General features: G+C 67.9%; 20 protein-coding genes. 6 read left to right on the top strand and 14 right to left on the bottom strand.

Annotated elements, in window-relative coordinates; genetic code table 11:
* Positions 1 to 94: 94 nt before the first annotated feature.
* The gene (locus ACIBHY_RS29485) at positions 95 to 1849 is read right to left on the bottom strand and encodes a hypothetical protein (protein WP_397308323.1); all 1755 of its coding nucleotides are present in this window, start codon (positions 1847 to 1849) and stop codon (positions 95 to 97) included.
* Positions 1850 to 2242: 393 nt separating this feature from the next.
* Between ACIBHY_RS29485 and ACIBHY_RS29480 the strand changes: the two genes are divergently transcribed.
* On the top strand, positions 2243 to 2716 hold the full coding sequence (locus ACIBHY_RS29480) for a hypothetical protein (protein ID WP_397308322.1): 474 nt from the start codon (positions 2243 to 2245) through the stop codon (positions 2714 to 2716).
* A 73-nt stretch (positions 2717 to 2789) separates the two neighbouring features.
* Here ACIBHY_RS29480 and ACIBHY_RS29475 read toward each other — a convergent pair whose 3' ends face one another.
* The 7 genes from ACIBHY_RS29475 to ACIBHY_RS29445 all read right to left on the bottom strand — a co-directional run bounded on the left by ACIBHY_RS29475 (position 2790) and on the right by ACIBHY_RS29445 (position 7490).
* Positions 2790 to 4088, bottom strand: coding sequence for a hypothetical protein (locus ACIBHY_RS29475; protein ID WP_397308321.1), 1299 nt, complete (start codon positions 4086 to 4088; stop codon positions 2790 to 2792).
* A 150-nt stretch (positions 4089 to 4238) separates the two neighbouring features.
* A complete protein-coding gene (locus ACIBHY_RS29470) occupies positions 4239 to 4622 on the bottom strand; it encodes a hypothetical protein (protein WP_397094179.1) in 384 nt (127 codons plus the stop codon).
* A 97-nt stretch (positions 4623 to 4719) separates the two neighbouring features.
* Positions 4720 to 4872 carry a hypothetical protein gene (locus ACIBHY_RS29465; protein ID WP_397308320.1) on the bottom strand — a complete coding sequence of 51 codons (153 nt, stop codon included), beginning with the start codon at positions 4870 to 4872 and terminating at the stop codon, positions 4720 to 4722.
* A 114-nt stretch (positions 4873 to 4986) separates the two neighbouring features.
* Positions 4987 to 6303, bottom strand: a complete 1317-nt coding sequence (locus ACIBHY_RS29460; protein WP_397308319.1) for a DNA cytosine methyltransferase — start codon at positions 6301 to 6303, stop codon at positions 4987 to 4989.
* The gene (locus ACIBHY_RS29455; protein ID WP_397308318.1) at positions 6297 to 6731 is read right to left on the bottom strand and encodes a hypothetical protein; all 435 of its coding nucleotides are present in this window, start codon (positions 6729 to 6731) and stop codon (positions 6297 to 6299) included. The genes ACIBHY_RS29460 and ACIBHY_RS29455 overlap by 7 nt, the downstream gene beginning before the upstream one ends.
* Positions 6728 to 7135 carry a hypothetical protein gene (locus ACIBHY_RS29450; RefSeq protein WP_397094187.1) on the bottom strand — a complete coding sequence of 136 codons (408 nt, stop codon included), beginning with the start codon at positions 7133 to 7135 and terminating at the stop codon, positions 6728 to 6730. The genes ACIBHY_RS29455 and ACIBHY_RS29450 overlap by 4 nt, the downstream gene beginning before the upstream one ends.
* On the bottom strand, positions 7128 to 7490 hold the full coding sequence (locus ACIBHY_RS29445) for a hypothetical protein (RefSeq protein WP_397308317.1): 363 nt from the start codon (positions 7488 to 7490) through the stop codon (positions 7128 to 7130). Before ACIBHY_RS29445 ends, ACIBHY_RS29450 begins: the two co-directional genes overlap by 8 nt.
* A 238-nt stretch (positions 7491 to 7728) precedes the next feature.
* Between ACIBHY_RS29445 and ACIBHY_RS29440 the strand changes: the two genes are divergently transcribed.
* Both ACIBHY_RS29440 and ACIBHY_RS29435 read left to right on the top strand, forming a co-directional pair.
* The gene (locus ACIBHY_RS29440; RefSeq protein WP_397308316.1) at positions 7729 to 8325 is read left to right on the top strand and encodes a hypothetical protein; all 597 of its coding nucleotides are present in this window, start codon (positions 7729 to 7731) and stop codon (positions 8323 to 8325) included.
* Between the two features lie 1081 nt (positions 8326 to 9406).
* Positions 9407 to 9754: a type II toxin-antitoxin system VapC family toxin gene (locus ACIBHY_RS29435; RefSeq protein ID WP_397252049.1), complete on the top strand. Its 348-nt coding sequence runs from the start codon at positions 9407 to 9409 to the stop codon at positions 9752 to 9754.
* Between the two features lie 570 nt (positions 9755 to 10324).
* On the opposite strand, the gene ACIBHY_RS29430 is transcribed toward ACIBHY_RS29435, so the two are convergent.
* Positions 10325 to 11590: an erythromycin esterase family protein gene (locus tag ACIBHY_RS29430; protein ID WP_397308315.1), complete on the bottom strand. Its 1266-nt coding sequence runs from the start codon at positions 11588 to 11590 to the stop codon at positions 10325 to 10327.
* Positions 11591 to 11786: 196 nt separating this feature from the next.
* Here ACIBHY_RS29430 and ACIBHY_RS29425 point away from each other — a divergent pair, with 196 nt between their 5' ends.
* Positions 11787 to 12356, top strand: coding sequence for a hypothetical protein (locus tag ACIBHY_RS29425; protein ID WP_397308314.1), 570 nt, complete (start codon positions 11787 to 11789; stop codon positions 12354 to 12356).
* Positions 12357 to 12448: 92 nt separating this feature from the next.
* Here ACIBHY_RS29425 and ACIBHY_RS29420 read toward each other — a convergent pair whose 3' ends face one another.
* Both ACIBHY_RS29420 and ACIBHY_RS29415 read right to left on the bottom strand, forming a co-directional pair.
* The gene (locus ACIBHY_RS29420; protein ID WP_397308313.1) at positions 12449 to 14281 is read right to left on the bottom strand and encodes a CocE/NonD family hydrolase; all 1833 of its coding nucleotides are present in this window, start codon (positions 14279 to 14281) and stop codon (positions 12449 to 12451) included.
* Between the two features lie 54 nt (positions 14282 to 14335).
* Entirely contained in the window at positions 14336 to 14980 is a 645-nt protein-coding gene (locus tag ACIBHY_RS29415; RefSeq protein ID WP_397308312.1) for a TetR/AcrR family transcriptional regulator, read from the bottom strand.
* A 138-nt stretch (positions 14981 to 15118) separates the two neighbouring features.
* On the opposite strand from ACIBHY_RS29415, the gene ACIBHY_RS29410 reads away from it, so the two are divergent.
* On the top strand, positions 15119 to 16342 hold the full coding sequence (locus tag ACIBHY_RS29410; RefSeq protein WP_397308311.1) for an oxygenase MpaB family protein: 1224 nt from the start codon (positions 15119 to 15121) through the stop codon (positions 16340 to 16342).
* Here the strand turns inward: ACIBHY_RS29410 and ACIBHY_RS29405 are convergent.
* Together ACIBHY_RS29405 and ACIBHY_RS29400 are read right to left on the bottom strand one after the other, a co-directional pair.
* Positions 16339 to 16866, bottom strand: coding sequence for a hypothetical protein (locus tag ACIBHY_RS29405; protein ID WP_397252043.1), 528 nt, complete (start codon positions 16864 to 16866; stop codon positions 16339 to 16341). The two genes, ACIBHY_RS29410 and ACIBHY_RS29405, sit on opposite strands and share 4 nt — an antisense overlap.
* Before the next feature lie 4 nt (positions 16867 to 16870).
* Positions 16871 to 17707, bottom strand: a complete 837-nt coding sequence (locus tag ACIBHY_RS29400) for an LLM class flavin-dependent oxidoreductase (RefSeq protein WP_397308310.1) — start codon at positions 17705 to 17707, stop codon at positions 16871 to 16873.
* A gap of 82 nt (positions 17708 to 17789) precedes the next feature.
* Between ACIBHY_RS29400 and ACIBHY_RS29395 the strand changes: the two genes are divergently transcribed.
* Positions 17790 to 18692, top strand: a complete 903-nt coding sequence (locus ACIBHY_RS29395) for a LysR family transcriptional regulator (protein WP_397252041.1) — start codon at positions 17790 to 17792, stop codon at positions 18690 to 18692.
* Here the strand turns inward: ACIBHY_RS29395 and ACIBHY_RS29390 are convergent.
* The gene (locus ACIBHY_RS29390) at positions 18618 to 19280 is read right to left on the bottom strand and encodes a DUF2306 domain-containing protein (protein ID WP_397308309.1); all 663 of its coding nucleotides are present in this window, start codon (positions 19278 to 19280) and stop codon (positions 18618 to 18620) included. The genes ACIBHY_RS29395 and ACIBHY_RS29390 overlap by 75 nt on opposite strands.
* Between the last annotated feature and the right edge of the window lie 43 nt (positions 19281 to 19323).

The following is a 19323-nucleotide window of genomic DNA, read 5'->3' as shown; positions in this document are numbered from 1 at the left end:
CGTTCCGGACAGAATCTTTGTAACGATCCGTGGGTCCTGTAAACCGATCCAAACCCCTGAGCGTCGATCGGTGCATTTCGGTGGTCACGCTGCGTTAACCCGAGATGAGGCGGCCACGCTTCTTCGCCTGCTTCACCGCCGGTTCGTATGGAGCCAGGAGCAACGCCTCAGCCTGGTCGGGACTGTTGACCCCGCGCTTGAGCATGTCCTTCTTCGACTCCACGTACGTGAATCCCTGGCTGTTGTCGAACTTCTTCGGCGCGCTGAGCTGCCCCCTCGTGCGACTGCTGACGCGCAACCGCAGCCGCGTCACCCCTTCAGCGTTGGGCCGGAGCAGGGTCCTCCCAGCGATCCACAGCTCGTCCCGCTTCCGGTACGGCCGCAGCACCTCCGAATCGGCCGGCCGGTCCGTGGCCTCGGCCACGTTCACCGGCACGATCTCCGCCTGGTGCTTCTTCTCCTTGCCCCATCGCTGAAGAAGACCAACGACGCCCCATCCGACCCCGATCGTGTCTATCTTGACGCGCACTCTGGCCTTGGTGCCGAGACGACGTCGCAACAGCTCGGCGCGCCGGATCTCTTCGAGAATGCGATTCGCCACGGCGACTGCGTCGCTGTTCTCGGCGCCCGAACTGGTGTGCTCGATCGTCGCCAGGTCCTCCACCACCCTGCTGATCACAAATTCATCGCCACCGTCCGCTGCGATGTCCACGCCGAGCCGCACCCAGCCGCCGAGCCGCACCATCCACTCGTCGGTCTCGTCATCCAGGTCCAGGTCGCACAGCCGTATCCAGCCTGGCCCGTCCGGCTCCTCCTGCTCCGCGGCCGCGTCCACCCAATCGGAGGGGATGATCTGGTCCTTGGTGCCCTTCGGGAACCTCGCGTGCACCTTGGCGATGACGTATGGCGATTTCTCGCCGTGGTCACGGACCGCCTCCTCGATCCACTCCTTGTTGACCAGGTGGGAGGACACCATGTGGCCAGGGTCACCAGCCGGGCAGGCACACGCCTTGTCCGCGGTGCGCTCGCCGGTCACGGCCGGCGAGTCGGTCGCGGCGAGCTTGATGGTGGTCGTCTGCGGATAGTGGTCGCTGTAGCCGTCATTGCAGAGCTTCTCGAACCACGACCGCTCCGTGTCGGTGGGCGGGTTGCCGATGGCGATCATCCGCGCGTTGGAGCCGGTCAGCAGGTTGCGGGTAGAGCGGCCGATCACGGGGCCGATGCCCCCGGCCTCGTCCACGATCAACAGGAGGTTGCTCGCGTGGATACCCTGCATGCCGGATTCGTCATGCTCAGTCGCCGTGAACCCGTAGGCGACCACCACGGAGACGCCGGCGGAGTCGGTCATCTTCCACTGCACCTGGTCGCACTCGCCGGGCAGGGCGCCGTGCGCGACCGCGTGCCGGATATGTGGCCACATCTGCCGATGCACCTGCCGCATACGCGTCGCCGTGGTGATCGACAAGGCGGTCCCGACCGGATAGACGCACGCCCAGTACGCCACAGCGCGCGCAGAAAGGTGGGTCTTGCCGAGCCCGAACCCGGCGGGGACGGCCACGTTCTTGTGCGTTGTGATCGCGCTCAAGATCTGTCGCTGCTTCGACCAGAGCGATTCACCGAGGACTTGTTCGACGAAGCCCACCGGGTCGCCCAGCCAGACGCCGTACGGGGTGCCGAGTTCGCGTCCTGCGACCGCCAGAATCTGGACCAGGTCAGGTGGGGCGAGCATGCCGAGGGTGCGGCGCCGTAGGGCTGGCGCGAGCGCCATCAAGTCCGACAGCATCCCGGACGCGATCCGGGAGTCGCCGCGGGGTAGGTCGTGAGGACGGGGGACGGCGAGCGCCGTCATCCGTCACACCCGTACAGCAGGTGCAGCCGCAGCGCTTCGGCCGCCTCGTCGTCGTCCTGTGCGCTCAGCAGTATGACGCGCGTGCAGAGCGGGCAGGTCTCCGCCCGCTGGAACATCGCCGCGTACTCCACGGCGGGAACGATGCCGGAGCAGGGCAGTTAGCGTCTTACCTTCGTGGCTACGACGCCTTCATGAAGATCGCGCACAGACAGTAACGACATGCTAAGGTGATCGCAGGCCACACGTGCTGGCCCGACTCCGAGTCGTTTGCGCCCATGCCGCAAACGACACAGAGGACAAGTGGCTCGGCCACGCGCGACCCGACGCTCGATGTGCGCGACATCTGATCGTTCACGGCGAGGTGGCATGGGGACTTCGCTGGAAGGATCTGACTTGTCCAGCAAGCGCAAGCGCAACATTCGTAGGATCATGGCTTCGACCGGCCTCAACTACACGCGGGCTGCCGAGATCGATCGGCAGAACCGAGTCAACCTCAGGCGCCGCCGGAACCTCACCATCGGCGAAATCATCGAAGCAATCTCACCCGGCTGGTACGACAGTCTGATGCCGCGGGTGCGCGTCGCCAACCTGATGAAGGACCTCGTCCCGGCCATGCCGGACTACTCCAAGCTTCTGGGGCAGGCCGTGGCCGATCAGATGAAGGCCGCCATGCCGCAGGTGCGCGTCGCCAACCTGATGAAGGACCTCGTCCCGGCCATGCCGGACTACTCCAAGCTTCTGGGGCAGGCCGTGGCCGATCAGATGAAGGCCGCCATGCCGCAGGTGCGCGTCGCCAACCTGATGAACGACCTCGTCCCGGCCATGCCGGACTACCCCAAGCTCCTTGGGCACGATCCTCAGGTCTAACTCAAGGTGTCGCCAAACCGGATGGCTGCCCACCGTCGGTTGGGGGCAGCCATTCGCAACGCATTAGATCCGGCTACAGCCCGAGCGACTTCAGCCAATTCAGGCCAGCCTGCTTGTTGAACCGGCCGCTGTCGAGCCGGACGCCCTCGGGAAGGGTGCCCGCTTCCTCGGCCTTGCGCACCTGGTAGCGAACCTGGTCCACTTTGAGCCCGGCTGTCTCAGCGAGGTCCTTCATGGTGGTGCCGGCGCTCGCCACCGCCTCGGGTGAGGTCTTCCTCCGCCACCACGCGAGTAGAAGATCCTCGTCGTAGCGGCGGTCGCTGACCTTGGCCTCCTTCAGGAGTTCGCCCGCCTCCTCTGCTTCGTGGACCGCGGTGCGGAACGTCTTCTCGTTCACGCCGACCTTCTCGGCCGCGTCAACGAGTGTGGTGCCGGCCGTCAGCCGTTCCTTCCGCTCCCTCCACCACGCGACGAAGCGGTCCTCGTTGACCGCGCCGTTCGCGTAGACGATGTCAGGCGGAAGGGTTCCAGCCTCGGCCGCCGCCGTGATCGCACTCTTGACAGTCGGGTACGGCTCGCCCACCAGCGCCGCGGCTCGATGGAGACTCAACCCGGTGGGCGCTGCCGCCATCGCGGGAAGCCTCTCGAACCACGGCTTCACCTTGCCCGGCCAGTACTTGCCCTCCCCAGCGACTGCCTCGGAAGGAAACGCGTTCGGCTTCTCGGCTCGGGCTGGGTCGCTCCAGTATCGGACGCAGGCCTGAAGGTAGAGGCGGGACGTGCCAAGCATCCTGGCGATGGGGCCCAGTCCCGTGGGCTGATCGCTGGCCTCGCTGGCCACCTTGCGTCGCTGCGATGGCCGCAGGGTGACCCCCACTGCCTTGATGTCGCCCGCCACCATGGTCAGGTCGAGTTCGAACTCGGCTCCGATCTCGGAGATCTCCCACTGCCTGCCGTCGAGGTGCCCCTGATACAGGGCGGCGATGTCCGTCCGGCGGATCTCCCGAGCGCCGTCTGCGAAGGCGCGGTGCTTCGCGAGGTCGGCTGCGGCCGCGTCCCGCGCGGTCAGAGCCGCTCCGACCTCCCAAACAGGAAGCAGTTCAAGGATCTGGTCCTCGCTGGGTGCGACTGGTGAGCCGGTTGGGAACAAGGACGTGGCACCGACGCCGGTGCCCTTGGACGCCTTCTGCTTGCTCCAACCCTTGTCCCGATGCCGATAGTGGAGCGTCCAAGCCGCCGTCGCGAGCGCCTCGCGGGCCGTCTTCGCGCTGTCGTTGGCGGCCGCGGCTGCGGCCGCGGCCGCGCGGATGCGGTCCGGTCCAGCTGGCATGGCGCGCAATTCGTCCAGGGTCGGTACGGGAGTGGAGCTCATCGCCCTATCCTTGCGGTTGTTGGGGGTGCCCTCCTTCATGTGTCGGCTGGTGGGCACACGGGTCGGTCTACCCGGTGTTCAAAAGATTACCTTGAGTTCTGTGATGTAGCACAGGCGCCCGAGGGGCAAAACGGTGTGATGTTGGTCTGATCATGCCGTACGGCCGGCGCCTCGGAGGAGTTCGTCGCGGATCAGACCAGAGAACCAGTCCTCGTTCGTCCACACCTTGGCATCGAGTCCGGCCACGCCGAACGCGTCGAGCCACGCCTGCTGGGCTTCGGTCGGCTGGTACTGCTTGGCGCTGCTGCGCCGCCTCTTTAGTTCGCGGATGATGACGGCGCCGGTGACGGGGTGGAGCAGGAACACGTCGGGGTAGCCCGCCGGACTGTGCTTGCTGTTGTGGGTCCAGTAGACGAGGTACCCGAGGATCTTGGCCAGCGGCACGATGTGGCTGTCGCGGAGCTCCGCCTCCTTCATCGTTGTGATGAGCTTCTGCTTGGTGGCCTCGTCTAGGCGGTCTAGGCGGTCGATCATGGAGTGGAGCAGGTTCACGGGTTCCTCCGGGAGTTGGAACGCCCAGGGCGGCGGGCCTCGTGCACCGCGCCGCCTTGGGCGGGATCGGGGGCTGCTGCTATCGAGGGGCAGCGGCGTCGCAGGTGGGGCACCAGTCGCCGGACTCGTCGCACCGCCACCGCTCGCGGCGCAGGCTGACCCGGGCCACCTCAAACCGGTCCTGCCCCGTCGCCGAGGCACGCTGGTAGACGGTCATGGGACCGTCAGTCATGCCTGGCCAGCCTCGTTGTCGTAGGCGCGGATCTCGTACACAGGCTCTCCTTCGTGGGGCGAATAGGCGGGCGTGGCCGTCTCCTGGCGGAGGGCCAAGAGACGGGGTTCAGCGTCAGGACAGGACGGCGCGGGCGCGGGCGGCGACCCAGTGAGCGACGTTGACAGGGACGGCGTTGCCGATCTGGACGCGTTGCTCGGCGATGTTGCCGAATATGCGGTAGTCGCGACGGAACCGCTGGACCTGCTTGGTCTCGTCCGGGCCGAGCATCCGCAATTCGGAGTTGTCCACGGACAGCGCGGGTGCGATGAGCGCGTGGTGCGGATGGGTGGCCACAGTGGTGAGCGGCTGGTCGGTAGTGCGGGCGGCGCTGTCGCGGCCGATGTGGGCGATCAGCGCGAAGTGGTTGCCGCCAGCGGTGACGGTGGGCAGCGGCGCATCGAGCCCCTGCACGGTGAGGTTCTTGCGCAGGAGCGCCATGAACGGCTCGTTGCCGAACTGCTCCAGCCCGATGCCCACCTTGACGCGCGTGCTCTCGGCGTACGGCCTGAACTTCTTGCCCTTCTTGCCATCACCGATCCGCCGCATGGGCAGGTCCCAGTCGATGACCGGGGCGACCGGCCACACGACGGGCTCGACGATGAGGTGGCCGCACCGCCGGTTCGGGCAGACGTAGTCGTACTGCTCACCATGCTTGCCGACCCGTAGAACGCGCGGCCGGGGGTCGCGCCAGCGCTGCACGCCTTGGACGGGCCCACACTCAGGGCACATGGCGTCGGGGCGCGGCCGCAGGTCGGGCTGCCTAATGTCCTTCCTCGTAAAGACGAAGACGAGCCGGTGGCGGTGCTGCGGCGCGGGCTGGTTGCCGAGGCCGGAGATGTGGGCGGCATCAACAGACACGAGTTGCACCTGGTAGCCGAGGACCCGCCAGCAGCGCAGCCACTCCGGGAACAGCATCCAGCGGGTGGCGAACTCGGGCACGTTCTCGCCGATCACCATGTCGTAGCGGTGTGCTTCGGCGGCGCGGAGCAGGCACCAGGCGGTGACGCGGGTCCGCTCCCATGTGGACTTGGCGACGTGCCCTTCGTCCTCGAACAGTGCTGTCTGCGCTTTTGGGGCGGTGCTGCCGCCCGCTTGGGCGATCTCGGTGCAGATGGGAGAGCCCACCAGCACCTGGCTGGGCTTCAGGGACGACATGTTGTAGTGGTCGAGGTTCACGCAGCGTGGATCTACGTGCTTGTAGTGGTAGGAGACGGTCTCGATCGACTTCTCGTCGTGGTTGGCCATTTCCACGGGCTGGAACCCGGCCTCGTAGAAGCCGCGCACGTCGCCACCTGCGCCGCAGAACAGGTGCGTGGTGGTGGGCCCGTCCCCGGGCATGATGCTGGGCTGAAGGGCCGTCCGCATGTCGGCCTGGTCGATAGTTAGCATGCGAAGTCCGCCTCATCTGCGCACGAGCCGTACAGGGCGTCGCGGTCGAACCCTTCGAGTAACCGCTCGGTTTCCTCGTCGGTCTGGATGCGGTCGAGTTCGGCGGCGACTACGCCGGGCTGCTCGGGGAGATGGCGCATCGGGGCGTCGCCCTCTTTCGGGTGGGTTGGCGCGGAAGGGTCGCCGAGTCGGCGCACGGCGGTGTGGACCTCGCGCAGCGCGGATGTGCGGTCGGCCGAATCGCCGTGGTCGGCCAGGTTGACGATGAGGGCAGCGATCTCGCGAAGGATGGTGTGCTCGGCGTGCTGCTTGCCGAGCTGGTAGGCACACGCGGTGTGATGGCGCTCGCAGTTACGCCAGTGCGGCCCGCCCTGAGGAAGGGCGGGGTCGGCGGGCGGCAGAAAGCTTGTGAGGCTGCCGGGAATCATGCGGCTCTCTGCTTGCGCTTGCGGTTGCGCTGGTAGATCCGCTCGCCGAGCTTGCACGCGTCGTCGAGTTCCTCACCTCGCGCCTTGTGTCGGTTGAACGCGGTGTGTGTGCCGCACGCTGCGAGCCCGCGGCGGCGCCGATTGGCGCGCTTGCGGGTGTCGGCAACGAGCCGGACCTGACCGTGCGGAGATAGCGAGACACCGGTGTGCCAGGCGAGCAGGTCCCCCACGGACAGGTCCACGGGGATCATGGCGGCCATGATGATGGGCAGCGTGTCGCGGTCCTCGGTGCTCAAGGTGGCGAGGAGCCTGGCGGCCGCGTCGGGCCCGTCGTCGCGTACAGCGCAGGCGAGTTCGCAGGCGATCTCGACGAGCGTGTCGGCGTAGGTGTCGTTGTTACGCATCGTTTGCCTGGCGGTTGAGCAGGGAGCGTGCGCGCCTGGTGTAGGCATCGTGCTGGGCCTGGGTGACGGCGACGCGCTGCGACGCGACCTTGATCACCTCGTCGGCCACGCGGAGCCGGTCGTCGTCCTCTCGGGTGGCGCGCAGTGCGGCGAGCACGAGGTGTTCGCTCCATGGGCAGCCGATCAGCTCTGCGGTGATCTGCTCGATGCGCCAGTCCGGGCGCATTTCAGCGATGAGCGCGATCAGCCCGACGAAGGCGGGCTGGCGCTGTTCGCGCTGCTCCTTCGGGGTTTCGTTCATGGTGTCCTTCCGGTTGGCCATCCGCCCAATGCCGCTCATCGGCCAGTAGCTCATTAGAGAATAATGCAAACTCTTTAACAGTGTCTAGCGAGCCGGATGGTGGTCGCATCGAGTGAGTGATCACGCGAAGGGGGACGGTAGAGATTGGCCATCGCTTGTGTCCTGCTTCGCCGGAGTGCGGCCCTGCGCCCGCCCCCGTGATGCAGTTCTCGGTCACCCCTCCTCAAGCCCTGACCGCGTCGCTAAAGTGATCAAGCTCGGGGAGGTGGAACGATCGAAACCGGGAGAATGCATGCATCGCGTCGCCGTACTGCCCGCCGCGCTACTCGCTCTGGCCTGTCTCGCCGCGCCCGCGGGAGCAACCGCCAACCATCGGCCCACGGCGCTGGAGCCGGCCGCCTCCGCAGCCGCGCCGAAACTGCTCAGGTTCGGCCAAGCCGTCCGGGTCAAAGGAGACAAGGGAGGCATGCTGAGGATCGCCCCTGTCGGCATCTACTATCACCGGCCAACATGGGGGCCTGCGACGAAGCCGCGCAACAAGTTCTTCGTGGCCCTCGCCATCCGGGTCACCGCGGTCTCCAAGTCAGACCAGATGCCCCTTCCCTACGGAAGCCAGTGGCGCATCAAGCAAGGGGCGAAGGTCTTCACGACCTCATCCGGCAAGGCCGGCGATGCACCTTGGGTGGGGCGGGCGCAGGGCGCACACGTCACGGTCCATCGCGGATCACCCGAGGTGGTCTACGAGGCGTTCGACGTGCCCGCCACGGGAGGCGTCCTTGAATGGTCCGACCCGAGTGGCCTCTACCGCTGGCGGATCCCGACGAGCAACGCAGGCAAGTCCACCCACGAAGCTGTCCTCGACGCCATCGCGGACTACGAAGGCAGATGACCGGCGGCCGGCCTGTTCCGGCCGGCCATGGCGTCAGGCGTGGTTTCCTGGGGGGTTGCCGAGGCCGAGCATCTCCCGCAGTACGGCGGTGGGCACGAGCTTGCGCCGGCCGAACGAGAGTGTAGGTATCTCTCCTCGGGCGGCCGCCTCGTATGCGGTGCATCGTGCGAGCCCAAGGAACGTTCCCGCCTCGGGAATCGTCATCGTGGGCTGCTCGTCGGGATTGGGCAGCGGCTTCCGGAGGCGTCGTGGTGGCCTTAGTGCGGTTCTCTGCGCTCTGGTCATGACGCGGATGCTGCTGTCTGGGCCTGCTTAGCGTCAGTGTCCGATTGGTGGCGAGCCTTCCGGCTCTCCGTCAAGATCGTGTGTGCCCCCAGTGGGGACACCGGGTGGTCTGTTGCGTGATCTTGCGTACGGTTGCGTCTGGTCTAGTACGGGCTTAACTGCCACTATGGGTAAAACCGCAGGTGAGAGCATGTGGAAGGGCGGGTTCGATTCCCGCCACCTCCACAAGCATGGTCTTGCCCTCTGCGCCCTTCGGGCGTGGGGGGCAAGGCTGTTTTCTGGGGTTACGAGCATGGTGCTTCGCTTCGCTCCGCGCGTTCTTCCAGTCGGGGCGCGGCCCCGACCCCTGGTCGTGCTTCGCGCGCTCTTTTTGGGCCCGCCCGTTGCCCGGTTGGGTGGTTGGGCGGTTGGAGCCCGCCCCTGATCATCGGTCCTCGCTTCGCTCGGGCGTCTTGATCGTGCGCGCCTTCGGCGCGCGGCTTGCGCGTGGGGTGAGGGGATCAGGTGGAGCAGGTCCAGGCAGGCGTGTCGTCACTGGAGGCCGGTTCTTCACGTCACCCGCGTCCAGCGTCGACCGGTCGACCTTGAAGAGGTGGTGGTGTGTGGGATGCGCGGGAGGTCGTCTACACCCTCATCGCGTCGAAATCGGGGACCCTGGATCATCAGTGGGGTGTCCTGAACTTCACAGTCTTCAGACGAGCGTAGGTGCATGCTCTGAGGTACATGCCGTACAGGGTGTGGGCCGCGTATATGTCCAGGCGTCCAGCCGGGTCAAGAGCTCGTCCTGAAAGCCGAAGTGATCGTCGATTCGAGCGCGATCATTACCGCGGAGCCTGACGCGGCTGTCTTCGCTGAGGCGATAGCGGGTGCGCGCTCGGCTCGTATGTCGGCGGCCAGCTGGCTGGAGGCTTCGATGGTGGCCGACGGGCGGGGAGATCCGGTGGTTCGTCGCGAGTTCGACGAACTCATCACGCACGCTGACATCGTGGTGGAGGCGGTGTCGGTTGAGCAGGCCCGTATCGCCCGCGAGGCGTATCGTGATTTCGGCCGAGGCAGTGGTCACCCGGCGAAGCTTAACTTCGGGGACTGCTTTGCCTATGCGCCGGCGAAGGACGCCGGAGAACCGCTGCTGTACAAGCAGTAGGGACTTTCCCCACACGGACGTGCGGTCTGTTCTCTAGGCAGACTTCCTGTTTCCGGCGTGTCTCAAGCACTTGATCGTATCGCCGCCTGCGGTGCAGTGTTCGAGTGGGCAGCGATGAGGTCCACAAGCATGGTGCTTCGCGTGTTCTGCCAATCAGGGCGTGGCCCCGACTCCTGTTCGTGCTTCGCGCGCTCTCTGGGCCGGCACGTTGCCCGGTTGGGTGGTTGGAGCTCGCTCTGATCATCGGTTCGGTGCGGATGCCTTCAGCGGCCTGAAGGCATCCGGATCATCGGGAGCTCCGTGCGCCCGCGACGTCCGAACGACATCCCGGTGTCTGTTCGAGGGACTCCATGCGCCGACCGAACCCGGACGCCGGCTGGTCACCCACACGGTGCTCCCAAGCGCTTCCGGGCCGCCGGGAGACCGCGCCCGCCGGGTATGGCACGGCCAGTGCGGCGAATCAGGTCCGGGCGTCGGCCCCGGCCGTCCTGCTGCTGCCGAACCCGCCGGCGTGTGGTGGACCGGCAGTGGCCATCCTCACGCCTGCGGGCGGACGCGGCATACGGCGACTCAGAGGGGGTCGGCGGCCTTCACGCGATGGAGGTGGATCAGCGCGTCGTAGGCCTTGCCCAGGGCCAGAGGCTTGGTGAACATCTCCGGCAGGTATGTGGCCGGGATCGTGTAGGTGGGCCGGGGGGTGTCGAGCCAGGTGCGTACCGCCGGGTTCCGGCCGGCCTGGCGGAGGTTCACGAGGTAGTCGCGGTGGCCGACCTGGTCGAGGGTGTGCTCGCTGCTGCCGGTGCTCGGGGTGCCGGTGTCGAAGACTCCGACCTTGCCGGTCTTCGGATCCATGGCGCGGAACCGGCCGGAGTGGATGGTGGTGGCGATGGCGACGTAGGACTTGCCGGCCATCGCGCGCAGGTGGGCGCCCTGCGTGACCGGGTACGTCTCCGGCCAGGCCGAGACGTAGCCGATGTGGCCGTTGTGAGCGGCCGCCACCGTCTTCAGGCCGGTCTGCCGGTTCCACCACCACGTGTTCTGCGCCATGGCCTTGTCGCGGTGGCCGTGCAGGGCGGGGCCGTCCAAGGCGTACATCGTGGTCATTTGCGCGATGACCCGCGCTTCCTGGGCCACGATCGGGGTGGCGTTCTCAACCAGGCGGTAGGCGGCCTCGGCATTCTCGGCCAGGGTCTTGCGCCGCTCCGGTGGGAGGGCGGCGATGGCGCTCATGCGCTCCGCCGTACCGGCGGGAAGGGCGAGCAGATCGGCGTAGTGACGGCGGAGGCCGGGCACGATCGCGGGCTTGTTCTTCTCGGCCCAGGCGATCACTCGCCGGTACTGGTCCGGATGGACGTCGCCGATGTCGAAGCCCATGACACGGAGTTTGTGGCGGGCCGTGCGGTTGTACTCGCGCATCCAGGTGTAGAGCTCCAGCCACTCCTTGGTCTGCCAGGAGCTGTAGGCCTGCTGGAAGTCCTCGCGCAGGATGGTGCGCAGGTCGCCCTTTCCGGTGCGGACGTACTCGTCGAGCCGGACGCCCGCCGACCAGGGCGCCTCAAGGGCGATCGTGGTGAAGCCCTGCTTGCTGACCAGGTGCCGGAACATCCGATTGCGTACGGTGAACAGCTCCTTTGACCCGTGGGTCACTTCGCCGATGCCCACGATCGAGGCGTCGCGGGTCATCTTGGACAGCGCGTCCAGGTCGCTCAGCGGGCGGGCGTACCGGTCGAGTCCGGCCACGACGCCCTTGTCGGCGGCGGCGTGGGCCGGAGCGGCCAGAATCGGCGCGGCCAGCGCCGCGACCAGGCCGAACGTCAGTAGGGAGAGCTTGTTCATGCGTTCAACCGTAGGGATCGGTCCTCGCCGTCTCGATCCCGCGAACTGCCCTCTCGCCGGTACGGCTGGCACTACCCCGGGCCGGCGTCCCGGCATCGGCTTCCAGTGCATGAGAGGTCTCTCATGGCGGTGCCAGCGGCGTCTCATCGGTCGCCGGGAGGCTGCTGGCAGCGGACAAAAGACGAGGAGACCGGACATGGGCAAGATCAAGCTGGTTCTGATGGGTTCGGTGCTCGGGCTCGGGATGGGGGCCGTGGCGCTGGCCGGGCCCGCGCTGGCGGAGGAGCGGACGTGCCGCGGTTCGGTCGGGGCGAGCACGCTCGACAACGTACGGGTGCCGCAGGGCGCGACGTGCACGCTCACCGGGACGCGGGTGAAGGGCACGGTCAAGGTGGAGCGGGACGCGGTGCTCGTGGCGCGCGGGGTGCATGTGATCGGCAACGTCCAGGCTGAGGGCGCGCGGGGCGTCACCGTCACCGGTGGTTCCAAGGTGGGCGGGAGCGTGCAGGTCAAGCAGGGCGGGGCGGCGACGGTCCGTTCGTCGCGGGTCAGCGGTGACATCCAGTACGACGCCAACCGGGGCCGGCTCCAGGCGGCCGGCAACCGGGTCGGCGGGAGCATCCAGATCGTCGGCAACCGCGGACGGGCGCTGGTGGAGCGCAACACGGTCAAGGGCAATCTGCAGTGCAAGGAGAACAGCCCGGCGCCGGAGGGCGGCGGCAACGTGGTCGGCGGCAACAAGGAGGACCAGTGCCGCCGCCTCTGACCACGTGACTGGGCGGCAACAGCCCGTCCGCGGCGGGCTCGGGTAGTGACCGGCTGGTCGCGACCACATGGGCCGCGACCGTAGGCGATGCGCTACTTCCTGGTGGTCAGTGGGAGTTTGATCGAGGTGCCGCCCAGGTCGACGGTGATCTTGGCGCCGGTGCCGGGCTCGGCGTCGTCGCCGCCGCCGGAACCGCTCGGGTCGAGGTTGGAGTCGTCGTTGCTGCCGGTCAGGATCAGGCCGAGCCGGTGTCCTGCCTTGAACTCGTAGTCCTGCGGCTGCAGTTTCCAGCTGATCTGGTACGCCTTGCCGGGCGCCAGCGGCGTCGAGCGGCTCAGTGACCTGTGGTTCTGCGCGTCGATGATGCCGCGGCTGACGACGTTGAAGGCGGAGGTCGCCGTGTTGTCGGCGGCCCTCAGGTAGCAGCCGTCGTCATCGTTCGTGCTCGCGCCGACGCAGTCTTCGCCGCCGATGAACTTGAGCCCCTGCCCGCGGTCCGGGCCTGTTTCGCGGTAGTCGATGCGGGTGTCGGTGCCGTAGTCGACGAGCAGGACGCCGAGGTTGGCGGCTGGTTTGTCCAGCTTGACCCGCATGCTCACCGACGGAGTTCCGGACAACCGCGTGGCGGCCTTCAGCGGCGGGGTCAGGAAGGCCAGGCGGTTGGGGTTGGCGGTGGCGGGGTTCTCGGACATCGCGGTCTCGGTCTTGGCGATGTCGATGTAGTCGCCGGTGCCGGTGGACGGTGTCGTGGCGAGCGAGCCGTCCCGCTGGGGCCGCAGGGTGACGGCCTTGGACGGTGCCGGCCAGGCGGCTTGGGCGAGCCAGCGGCCGGGGCCGTGCTGCACGTCGATGCGGGGCCGGCGCATGATGTCGTTGTCGACGCCCATCAGCTCGTGGTCGAACCACTGGTGCAGCGTGTTGACCCAGACGTCGCGGCGTGCCCAGAAGGGGTCGAGGTGACCGTACTGTGTCACCCAGGCCTTGCGCTCCACGGTACGCGGCAGCTTGGCCCACCACTCGGAGAACTGGCTGCCCACCACGTTCCGGTCCTGGAATCCCATCACCGCGAAGACGCTGGCGCGCACGTTGCTCGCTTTGAACTGCGGTCCGTTGAGGTAGTCGCGCTCGTGCCAGAACGCGTTGTAGTCGCCGGTGGCGTCGTCGGAGTCCTCCTGCATCCGCTGCCGTAGGGCCCCGCACTTCTCGTCCGGGTCCTTGTCGACCCGCTTGGACTGCCAGGCCGCCCCGCCCTTGAACCAGGTGAGGGTGCCGTTCGCGCGCCACATCTCGTAGCCTCTGCTGAACGACGCCAGCGGCACGATCGTCTCCAGGCCCCGCACGCCGGTGCCGGCGATGCCGACGGCGAGCGATCCCTCGTAGGAGTGACCGATCATCCCGGTACGCCCGGTGGTCCAGGTGGCCTTGACCGGATCGCCCTTGGCGTCGTAGGCGGTCGCCCGGCCGTTGAGCCAGTCGACGACCGCCTTGCCGCCCAGCACGTCCGACGGACCATAGCTGGCCGGGCAGCCGTCGGACAGCCTGGTGCCGATCATGTCGACGGACACGAACGCGTACCCGCGCGGCACGAAGTAGTTGTCGTAGTACATCGGGAACTTCGTGACGTTGCCGTTCGCGTCGTACTTCTTCTTCTCGATCTCGAAGCCGACGCCGGGCTCGTCGTAGTACGGACTTTCCTGCATGATCACCGGGACCTTGAGCCCGGAGGCGGACTCCTTCGGCCGGATGATGTCGACCCGGACCAGGTCCTTCTTGCCGTCACCGTCGCTGTCGACGGTCGACTCGACGCGGACGTGCTCGCGGATCGCGTCTTCGTAGGAGTAGGTGGGCTGGGTGAGGCCGTCTGGGACCTCCATCGTCGGGGACACGAGAGCGCTCGCGAGTAACGCGATCACTGTGTACGTCATGGCGCCAACGGTCGCCGACCGTCCTGACACCGGACCGTCGCGGCGCTGACACGCTCAGGACGGTGGTTCCAGCATGGGTACGAGGAACCGGCGGGCCACCGCGGCCAGTTGCTCGTCGTCGTCCAGGTCGATGATCGTGCTGGGGATCGTCAGGAAAGAGGTGGAGATGCGCACCATCATCTCGGCCACGAGGTCGACGTCGAGGCGGCCCGACACGTTGCCCGCGCGTTGCTCGCTGCGGAGCTGGCCGGCGACGAAATGCCGGACCGTGGCCAGGGTCTGACCGCCGTCGGCCGTCATGGAGGGGACCAGCAGGTCCGGTTCCGTGGCGATGAGGCCGCCGATCAGCGGGTTGCCGCGAATGGCCCGCAACGAGCTGACGAAGCCCAGAACCACTCTGTCGGCGGCGGTGCCGGCTTGTTCGATGTCGATGAGGAATCGGTCGAAGTAGCGGCGGAACTCCCGGCGTACCACGTGTTCGACCAGGGTGTCCTTGCTGTCGAAGCGCCGGTAGACCGTGATCCGCGACACCTTCGCGAGGCGGGCGACGTCCTCCATGGTGGAGCGCCTGATGCCCATCCGGCAGAACTGCTCGTACGCGGCGTCGAGGATGCGCGTCCTCAGCTCGTCGGTGTCGTCGACGCGTTCGACGGCGTCGACGTAGGCGCGCTCCAGCAATCCGGACAGCACGGATTCCACGACCACCTCCTGTAGGGGATTCTGCCTCAATCGCGGTCTTGTGATGCTCGTCACCCTGTGCTCTGATGATGATACACAGATTCAAAGCTTGTTTCTTCGTATCATCCCTTTCTCGCATGCCCTGAAAGGAGTGCGAGCATGGCAGAGCTGAGCAGGCGCGAGGCACTGATCTCGGGCGCCGCACTGGGAGCGCTCGGCGCGTTAGGCGTGTCCTCCCCGGCCCAGGCGGACTCCCTGGCCGGCGACTGGACCTGGCCGGCCAGTGGCTCGATCGCGGGTTCCGGCACCGGCGCGGACCCCCGCTGGGTGTGGGACGAGGTGGCCGATCCGATGCTCGCCTCACTGTTCGAGCGCGGGCTCATCCCCGAGGTCAACCGGCTGCTGTACGACTGGAACCGCAACGACCAGCCCCTGCCCGCCGGACTGCCGGAGGATCTGCGGGCCTTCATCGAGCAGGCGCGGCAGCTGCCGTCGTGGGCCGACCCCGCCAAGCTGGACGCCGGGGCGCGCTTCCACGCGCTCAAGGGGAACTACATCGTCGTCCTCACCATCGTCGGCGCCGGAATGCTGGCCACCGCCATCCCCAAGGAGGCCCGCGCGGTCTACTACTCCGCGGGCGGCGCGGATCTGAAGGACCGGATCGCCAAGACGAACATCCTGGCCTACGCGGTCCGGCCCCAGAACGCCTGGGGCGCCGGCGGCACGGCCGTCGTCGAGGCGGTGAAGACCCGGCTGGTGCACGCGGCGGTACGGCACCTGCTCAAGTCGTCCCCCCACTGGCCGGGTCCCATCCCGATCAGCCAGGAGGACATGCTCGTCACGTGGCACACCCTGGCGACGTACTCCATGCGCGGCCTGCGGGAGTGGAAGGTGCGCATGTCCGCCACCGAGGTCGAGGGATACCTGCACTCGGTGCAGATGCTGGGCCACATGCTCGGCATCAGGGACGAGTTTCTCCCCGCCACCTGGGAAACCTCCTACACCCAGTCGGACCTGGTCCTGCCCAGGAACATGGGGCCGACCCGGGAGGGAGTGGAACTCAACGCCATCCTGCGGGACATGCTCGCGGAGCTGACCAGCCCGGGTGGCATCGACAAGCCGCTGGTCAACGCGTTCTCCAGATACCTCACCGGCAACCAGGTCGCCGACTGGAACGGCATCCGGCGCGAGCCGCTGTGGGACCCGGTCGTCAAGACCGCCTGGCCGCTGCTGGTGCGGTTCCGGGAGGGACTGATCGGGCTGCCGCTGGTGCCCGCCGCCGCCTGGCTGCTCGACGAGATGGTCAAGAAGTGGACCACGTACTACCTCACCCGTGGGGCACAGACCAAGATCGTGATCCCGACGGGCAACCGGCCCGGCTAGGGGCGGGCTTCCTCGGGATACTCGGGCAGCTCTCGCAGAGCGGGTGAGCTCTCCCAGTCCGTCACGTCGCGAGAGGCGTGCGCCACGAACTGGGCGAGCAGCAGCCCGCTGTTCTCCAGCTTCGCCTGGAAGTCCGGCCGTGACAGGCCGGGACGGATCTCGTCGATCGCGTCGAGGGCAGCCTGGGCGCTGGCTGTCACGTCGTTCTCGCCGGCGACGATCTGCGCACGGAAGAGGGCGTGCAGCGCGACTCCCTGGGCCTGGTCGCTCGCCGCGCGCGCCTCGTGGTAGGCGGATCCTCCGGAATCGTCCTGCCGTCGGTACCACCGCGTGGTCCGTGCCTGCCGGAGGGTGGTCGCCGCCGCGGCGAAGGCGCCGTAGGCCTCGATCCGCTCCTGCCGTAGCTGGGAGCTTCGGAGTCGCTTCTCACCATGATCGGACGCACGTCGTTGTAACCAGTACGTGACGATGGAACCCAGGAGAGTTCCTACAACGGCAACGGCTCCGGCCAGCACGGTCTCCATGGCCTCATCGCACCACATGCACCGCCCTCGCGGGGCCGTCGCGGACGACGTCGCGTACGGCCGCCGGCCGTACACCAGGGTCGAAATCCGCCAGCCACCACGTCGCGCCGGCCTTCGCGTACGGCGCGGGATCGACGCCGGGCGACAGGCCGACGGCGATGTCGTAGGGGGCCGTCGTGTCGTCGCGCAGTTCGGCGAGAGTGGCGGCGACCTCGGCGAGCTGGTCGGGGTGTTCGAGGTTGGCCGGGAAGAAGCCGTCGAGCCGGGCGGCCCGGCGGATCGGCTTGATGTTGCCCGGGAATCCCGCGGCCCATACCGGGACGCCGGGCCGCTGAACCGGTCGTGGGAGGAACGTGAGGTCGTCGACGGTGTAGTGCTCGCCTTGATGGCGCACCGGCTCGCCGGACCAGGCGGCGGACAGGATCGTCAGCGACTCGTCGAGCATCCGCCCGCGCCGCCGGTCGTCGAGTTGCTCGCCGGTCCTGGACAGTTCGCCGCCGTACCGGTCGCTGCCGAGGCCGACGCCGAGGGTGAGGCGGCCGCCGCTGAGCCGATCCAGCGTCGCGGTCTCCCGCGCCAGTTTGGCCGGGCGGCGGCGGGCGAGCGGTGTCACCATCGGGCCGAGCCGCAGCCGTTCGGTCGCGGTCGCGATCGCCGCCAGCGTGATCCACGGGTCGGCGAGCGAGCGGACCGGAGCCCGCCAGGACAGCTGATCCCACACGAAGCAGCCGTCCCATCCGGCTTCCTCCGCCTCGGCGGCGAGGCGCGCGATCACCAGGGGGTCGGCGAGTTCGTCGAAGAGCGGCAGCCAGAGCGCCGACCGCAGCCGGTGGTTTGTCATGTCTGCCACGTTAGGCAGGCATCTCAATCGTGAAAAGCGATGATTCTCGATTGATTCAATCGCTAGGGACTATGATGGGGACGTGTCCGACATCGAGTTGCGCCACCTGGCGGCGATGGCCGCCATCGCCGAGGAGGGTTCGTTCGGCCGGGCGGCCGCCCGGCTCGGCTACACCCAGTCCACGGTGAGCCAGCAGGTCGCCGCGCTGGAGAGGGCCGTCGGCGGCCTGGTGTTCGACCGGCCGGGCGGCCCCAAGCCCGTACGCCTCACCCCGCTCGGCGTCGTGGTCCTCGATCACGCTCGCGGCCTGCTGGCGAAGGCCGACGCGCTGAACGACGCCGTGGACCGGTTCAAGGCGGGCGACGGCCGGATCGACATCGGCACGTTCCAGAGCGTGTCCAACGTGATCCTCCCCTCGGTGGTACGGCGCCTGCGCGCCGAGCACCCCGGCTGCGACATCAGGCTGTCCGAGGAGGAGCCGGACCAGCCGCAGCTCGGCGACCTCGACCTGCTGTTCTACGACGGCCTCATCGACGGCGACAGCGATCACCTCAAGCTGCTCGACGATCCGTACCTGCTGGTGGCGGGCGCCGGCGCCTTCCCCGACGGGCCGGTCGCGCTGGAGCGGCTGGACGGAGTCCCGATGGTGGCCTGGCCCCTGACCTGCGACCAGCCCTTGATGGAACAGGCCCTCGCCCGCAACGGCGCCCGCCCGCAGTTCGTGTTCCGCAGCGCGGTCAACGACACCCTGCTCTCGATGGTGCGAGCGGGTCTGGGTTCGGCGGTGCTGCCGTGGCTCGCCATCCGCGGAGCCGACCTCTCATCCGACGACCGGCTCCGCGTCCACGAGCTGCGGCCCTCCTTGCCACCGCGGCAGATCTACCTGCACTGGCGGGCCGGCCGTACCCACTCACCGCTCGCCGGCCGCGCCATCGAGATCGCGGTCGAGGTCGCGACCGAACTCGCGCCGCCGGCCGGTGCTTGACGCGTGCGGAACCCGGGCCGGGGTGAAGTGGATGGCGATGAGGAGGTTGGGGACCCAGCACAGCCAGGCGATCGCCACGTAGGCCGTGGTGAAGTCGAGGGTGATGAGCTCGGCCGAGGCCAGCCCGCCGTACACGAGGAGCATGAGGCGCAGCGTGACGGCGGAGAAGGTGAGGGCGAAGCTGCGGATCATCCAGCGGCGGTGGTCGGCCACGCGGCCGGTGAGGATCATGCGGAGACCGATGGCACCGGTCACCAGCCAGCTGACGGCCAGGCCGGCGAAGCCCAGGCCGGCGATGGGGCCGCCGTGGGCGGTGGGGGCCAGGAGGAGGCCGCCGATTCCGCCGGCCAGGCAGCCCAGGAGGTAGAGGACTCCGATCGCGCGGTGGAGGCGGGGCAGGCGGCGCCGTATCGCTCCCACGAACTGCAGGGGTCCGATCGCAAGGGCGACGATCGCACCGGAGATGTGCAGTCCGAGGGCGAGGACACGTTCGACGTAGATCTCGCGTTGCTGCTCGAAGTACACCGCCGGGTCGAAGGTCAGATATTTGGCGGCGACGGAGACGATGAACAGGGATAGCACAGTCATGAGGGCCCAACCGGCCCAGCTGATCCGCATGTGCACAGCATGA

The organism is Nonomuraea sp. NPDC050547, from assembly GCF_044457345.1.
In the GTDB taxonomy this organism is placed as follows: Bacteria; Actinomycetota; Actinomycetes; order Streptosporangiales; family Streptosporangiaceae; genus Nonomuraea.
The sequence above is the reverse complement of the archived record's forward strand: the minus strand, read 5'-3'. Positions and strand labels throughout refer to the sequence as shown.